This window comes from Acidimicrobiales bacterium, from assembly GCA_036273495.1.
Taxonomy (GTDB): Bacteria; Actinomycetota; Acidimicrobiia; order Acidimicrobiales; family JAJPHE01; genus DASSEU01.
The window spans coordinates 1-5421 of sequence record DASUHN010000175.1 but is presented as its reverse complement, the minus strand read 5'-3'; the positions used below and the strand labels follow the sequence as shown (position 1 = coordinate 5421).

At 72.3% G+C, this 5421-nt stretch carries 6 protein-coding genes; 5 read left to right on the top strand and 1 reads right to left on the bottom strand.

Annotated features, from left to right (window positions below; translation table 11 throughout):
- The first annotated feature begins 108 nt into the window (after window positions 1–108).
- The 4 genes from VFW24_07340 (at window position 109) to VFW24_07325 (ending at window position 3363) form a co-directional block, all read left to right on the top strand.
- Window positions 109–486 carry a hypothetical protein gene (locus VFW24_07340; protein HEX5266570.1) on the top strand — a complete coding sequence of 126 codons (378 nt, stop codon included), beginning with the start codon at window positions 109–111 and terminating at the stop codon, window positions 484–486.
- A gap of 430 nt (window positions 487–916) precedes the next feature.
- Window positions 917–1921, top strand: a complete 1005-nt coding sequence (locus VFW24_07335) for a YihY/virulence factor BrkB family protein (GenBank protein HEX5266569.1) — start codon at window positions 917–919, stop codon at window positions 1919–1921.
- 59 nt (window positions 1922–1980) lie between these two features.
- Window positions 1981–2355, top strand: coding sequence for an ATP-binding protein (locus tag VFW24_07330; protein ID HEX5266568.1), 375 nt, complete (start codon window positions 1981–1983; stop codon window positions 2353–2355).
- 54 nt (window positions 2356–2409) lie between these two features.
- Window positions 2410–3363 (top strand): sigma-70 family RNA polymerase sigma factor, encoded by a 954-nt coding sequence (locus VFW24_07325; protein ID HEX5266567.1) that lies wholly within the window; start codon window positions 2410–2412, stop codon window positions 3361–3363.
- A gap of 21 nt (window positions 3364–3384) precedes the next feature.
- Here VFW24_07325 and VFW24_07320 read toward each other — a convergent pair whose 3' ends face one another.
- Complete coding sequence (locus VFW24_07320) at window positions 3385–4065, bottom strand: sterol desaturase family protein (GenBank protein HEX5266566.1); 681 nt, start codon at window positions 4063–4065, stop codon at window positions 3385–3387.
- A 59-nt stretch (window positions 4066–4124) separates the two neighbouring features.
- On the opposite strand from VFW24_07320, the gene VFW24_07315 reads away from it, so the two are divergent.
- Window positions 4125–5421 (top strand): NAD(P)/FAD-dependent oxidoreductase (locus VFW24_07315; GenBank protein HEX5266565.1); only part of this gene is annotated, 1297 nt, incomplete at its 3' end.

The window sequence follows — 5421 nt, the reverse complement described above, 5'->3', positions numbered from 1 at the left end:
GAGCACGTTGTCCTCGGGCACCGTTCCCTCCTCTTATATATCGACAGGACGCGTCCGTACCTTGTCCCCGAGGACAGGAGCGCACAATCTCGGGGTAGGACCATCGTCGTGAGCTCGGACCAGATATGGGAGATCCGCACGCCCGGCGGCATGCTGGGGATCGAGGTGGCCCGGGGCCTGATGGCGGCCGCGCCGGTCGTCCTGGCCCATTCCCTTCCGGCGAAGGTCTCGGTGACCGTCCGCGACGAGGCGGGCCGGATCGTGGCCGAAGGCTCCGATCTGGAGGCGGACGGGGAGACTCCGATGGCGCGGCTCTGCCTCGTCGACGGGGGCGTGACCCGGCGGCAGGTGTGGCCGGACGACTCCGACCGGGGGCGCCCGGTGATCCTGCCCGGCGGGGAGGTCGGGATCCTCTGCGAGTGGTGGAACGCCCCTGACGGCAGCGAGTGGCGGTGGCGGGTCGAGTTCCACAACTCCAAGGGGTGACGCCGATGCATCACGCCCCTCTCTCCCTCCGGGGGAGACCTGCGCGAAACGCTTTTTTCGTGCCGTATATGAATCGTCTTATACGGCCGGTGTCTCTGGCGCCCGCCGTGTTGCCAACACTCCGAAGAGTGAGGAATTGGCTCCCGATCCGTGCGCTTGGTGGTCCTGGCTTCACGGATCGTGCCAATTTGCGTGTTGTACTTGAAAGTTCACATACGGCCGCCCACTTTGCGTTTCGCGGGGGGCGGGGCCCCTCTCCCGTTCGTCAGATGGCAGGCGGCGACGTGTCCTGGGCGGGGGCGCCGGGTAACTGCCTGGTCACGAGCTGCGACCGGAGCGGCGGGCCCGAGGAGGTGCTCTCGTTTGACACAAACCGTAAAGAAAGTCATTACCAACGGCCGCGCCGCTCCTGTGAACCGCTGACCGGCCCGTGAATCCGATCGAGCGGGTGGCCCGGGGGGCCGACGCCTTCCAGCAGCGGCACCGGGCCACCGCCGTCGGTTACGGCGTGGTCAAGAAGTTCGGGGACGACAACGCCGGCGTTCTCTGCTCCAACATGACCCTCGCGGCGTTCAGCGCCGTGTTCCCCCTGCTGTTGATCCTGGTGACGGTTGCCGGTCTGGTCCTCGGTCACTACCCGGGGTTGCACAAGGCGGTCCTCAACTCGACGTTCGCCGAGTTCCCGATCATCGGCGACCAGCTGAGCAAGAACATCAACGCCGTGAAGGCGGGCTCGGCGTTCGGGTTGACGGTCGGGCTCGTGGGCCTGCTGTGGGGGTCGCTCGGTGTGGCCCAGGCCGGGCTGTTCTCGATGGCGCAGGTCTGGAACCTGCCGGGGCCGGAGCGGCCCGGCTTCGCCAAGCGCCTGCTGCGGAGCGTCGGCTTCCTCGGGACCCTGGGGGTGGGCCTGGTGCTCACCACCTTCCTGGCCGGCTTCGGGACCTTCGGCCACAGCCACCACAACCCGGCGCTGTCGGTGGCCGGTGAGGTGCTGGCCGCCGCGGTGAACGTGCTCGTCTACTTCCTGGCCTTCCGGGTCCTTACGCCGGGGGCGGTGGAGACCCGGGCCTTCTGGCCCGGTGCGGTGGCGGGCGGCATCGGCTGGACCATCCTGCAGGCGGTGGGCGGTTTTGTCGTGGGCCACTACCTCCGCAACGACAACGCGGTCTACGGAATGTTCGGATACGTCCTGGGCCTGCTGGCCTGGATCTACCTGGGGGTGCAGCTCAGCATCTACGCCGCGGAGCTCAACGTGGTCCTGGCCCGCAAGCTGTGGCCCCGCGCCATGGTGCAGCCGCCGCTCACCGAGGCCGACAAGCGTTCGCTATCGGCCCAGGTCACCGAGAACCAGCGCCGACCCGAGCAGCGGGTCCAGGTGGCGTTCAACGGCGAGCCCGCCTCCGAGGGCGACTACCTGCGCGGCGGCGCCGGATAGTCCGGCCGGTGGGCCTCGCGTGCTTGGATCACGGCGCACAGTGGGTAGGTACGCGCGCCGTGAGCAGGTCGAGCCTCGGTCTCCCGGCAGACCTTGCCAGCGTCCGGGAGGCCCGGCGTTTCGTAGCGGAGTGCGTCGCCCCGACCCATCGGGCCGAGGTCGTCGAGACGGCCCAGCTCCTGGTCTCCGAGCTCGTCACCAACGCCGTGGCCCACGCCGGCACCAGGGTCGAGGTCGAGTGCACCCCGACCGAGCGGGGGCTGCGGGTATCGGTGCGCGACGGGTCCAGCCACGTGCCCCGGCCCGGGCGGCCCGGAGCCTGGGATGAGCAGGGCCGGGGTCTGGTGCTGGTCGAGACGCTGGCGTCGCGCTGGGGGGCGGAACGGGATCCCGGCAACGGAAAGGCCGTCTGGTTCGAGCTCGGCGACCAGTGAGCCGACCGGCGGGGCGGGAATGCGGCGGGCCCTCCCCGGTGTTGTAACAACGCTATGGCTCGTCGCTCGTCATCCCCCTCAGCAGAACTCCAGGACCCGGATCAGGATCTCGTCCGTCTGTACCTGGCCGACATCGGCCGCCACGCCCTCCTGACCAAGGAGGACGAGGCGCGCCTCGGCGCGCTGATCCAGGCCGGTGTGGAGGCTCGAGCCCGCTTGGATTCAGGGGAGAAGCTGACCCCCGCCGTGCGGGCCCGGCTGCGCCGGGCGGTGCGCGCCGGTGACGAGGCCGGCCAGGCCATGGTCCGGGCCAACCTGCGCCTGGTCGTCTCGGTGGCCAAGAAGTATCAGTGGTCGGGCCTGCCCCTCCTCGATCTGGTCCAGGAGGGAAACCTCGGCCTGATCCACGCCGTGGAGAAGTTCGACTACCGCAAGGGCTTCAAGTTCTCGACCTACGCCACCTGGTGGATCCGCCAGGCCATCAGTCGCGGGGTGGCCAACACCTGCCGCACCATCCGGCTTCCCGTGCACGTGGCTGACCGGGTCGACGCCCTGCGCCGGGTCACCACCCGGCTCGAGTCGGAGATGGGGCGCACCCCCAGTCACGAGGAGCTGGCCGAGGAGCTGGGCTGGACCCCCGAGCTGGTCGCCGACGTGGTCAGCCTCCCGGTCGAGCCCGCCAGTCTCGACGCCCCTCTCTCGGAGGAGTCGGACGAGGGCCTCGGCTACGTGGTCTCCGACCCCGGCGCCGTCGACCCCGCCGCCGCCGCGGCCGCCTCTCTGCTGCCCAGCGAGGTGGACCGGTTCCTGTCGGTCCTCGACGACCAGGAGCGGACCGTGCTCCGCCTGCGCTACGGGCTCGACCGGGGGGACCCCCGGACCTACGGGGAGGCGGGAGAGGTGCTGGGGCTCAGCGGGGAGCGGGTCCGCCAGATCGAAAAGCGCGCCATGGTGAAGCTGCGCGAGGCCTCGGTCCAGCTCGACGCCGCCGCCCTGTTGGCGGCCTGACCGCTCGGCCCGCCGGGGCCCTCAGGCGGCCAGGTTGCGCGCCGTCGGGGACGTCTCGACGCCGGCCCGGTCGGGGTTGGTCCGCAGGACCTGATCTCCGAAACCGGATGTGATCCCGAACCAGTAGCGCTCGTTCTTGTAGTGGTGCAGGCGGTGGGCCCGCCAGCGGCTGCGGTAGAAGGCGGTCCGGGGCCGGTAGGCGGAGTGCATCAGGAAGTGGGTCCACTCGTACCCGAGCAGCAGCGAGAACCCGGTGAGCGCCGCCGTCACCCCGTGGCGGTCCCGGCCCAGCGCCCCGACCAGGGCGGCGGTGCCACCGATGGCCCCCACGACCGTCGGGACCGGGATCAGCGCCCGGTCGATGTCCTTGGGATCGGCGTGGTGGTCGCGGTGGTGGCGCGCCAGGGCGAGGTCGACGGTCCGGCCCGCCACCCGGCGGGGCCGGGAGTGGAGGATGGCGACGTGGATGACCCACTCGGTGAAGGGCTGGGCCGCCACCATCCCCGCGGCGATGGCGAGATCCCTGCGCCGGAAGCGACCGAGGGCCAGCCGGAGAGCGGCGGTGACCGCCCACGCCGCCCCGATCATCCGGGGCCCGGGCCGGCCGGCGAACAGCCGGGCGTAGTCGGCCAGCTCCTGGCCCGACTCGGCCTTCCTGAAGCGGAGAGGGGCACCGGCGCCCGATGGGGACGGGACGGCCATATCCCCATTTTCCGGGCGGGGCCCGGATCGGGTCAAGCCGCTGCGGGTAGGACGCGCCCGTGGACGGGCCCGGTACCTCCTTCGACGTGATCGTCCTCGGCGGCGGCTCGGCGGGGGAGCAGGCCGCCGGGCTGCTGGCCGACGCCGGCCGGCGGGTGGCGCTGGTCGAGCGCCACCTGGTCGGCGGGGAGTGCCCGTATCTGGCCTGCATGCCCAGCAAGGCCCTGCTGCGCGCCGCCCACCTCCGCCACGACCTCCTGGTCGAGGCCGTCCGGGTGGGCGCGGTCGCCGGCCCCGGCCCGGTGGTGGGGGAAGGGGGGGCCGAGGTGGGGAGGGGCGCCTTCGCCCGGGCTGTGCGCTGGCGGGATCGGGTGTCGGCCCACCGCGACGACTCGGACGCCGCCCGGCAGTTGGAGAAGCGGGGCGTGACCGTGCTCCGGGGGAACGGCCGGATCGCGGGTGAGGGCGCCGTCGACGTCGACGGCCGGCAGCTCGGCTTCGGGGATGTGATCGTGGCGACCGGGAGCGAGCCGACCGTGCCGCCGATACCCGGTCTCGACGGGCCCGCCGTCTGGACGAGTGAGGACGCCCTCGTGTCCGAGGAGCTGCCGGGCCGCCTGCTCGTGGTGGGTGGCGGCGCCGTGGGCTGCGAGCTGGCCCAGGTGTACGCGCGCTTCGGGACCGGCGTCACTCTGGTCGAGCCCGACGACCGGCCCATGGCGCCCGAGGAGGACGTCGTGGGCAGTCGGCTGGCCGAAGTGCTCGCCATGGACGGCGTCGAGCTGCGGCTGGGCGCCGAGGTCCGCGGCGTGACCCCGGCACCGGGCCCGGGCCCCGGCCTCACTGTCGAGCTGTCGGCGGGCGCGCCGGTGACCGTGGACCGGGTGCTCGTCGCCACCGGCCGGAGCCCGCGCACCGCCGGGATCGGCCTCGAGGCGCTGGGGGTGGACGTCGACGACGCGCTGCGGGTCGACGAGCGGGGCCGGATCGAGGGGGTCGAGCACGCCTGGGCCGCCGGTGACGTCACCGGCGTGGCGCCGTTCACCCACACGGCCAACTACCAGGCCCGCATCGTGGTGGACAACCTCCTCGGTCGCGATCGGCGCGCCGACTACCGCGCCGTTCCCCGCTGTGTGTTCACCGATCCGCCCGTAGCCTCGGTCGGGCGCAACTCCCGTCAGGCCGAGGAGGACGGCATCGACGTGGCCACGGCGGTCGCGGAGGTGGGAGAGACGGCTCGGGCCGCCGCCGACGGCAGAGCGGGCGGCGTCCTGGTGCTGACTGCGGACCGGCGGGAGCAGGTCCTCGTCGGCGCCTCCGCCATCGGTCCCGGAGCCGACGAGTGGATCGGCCAGG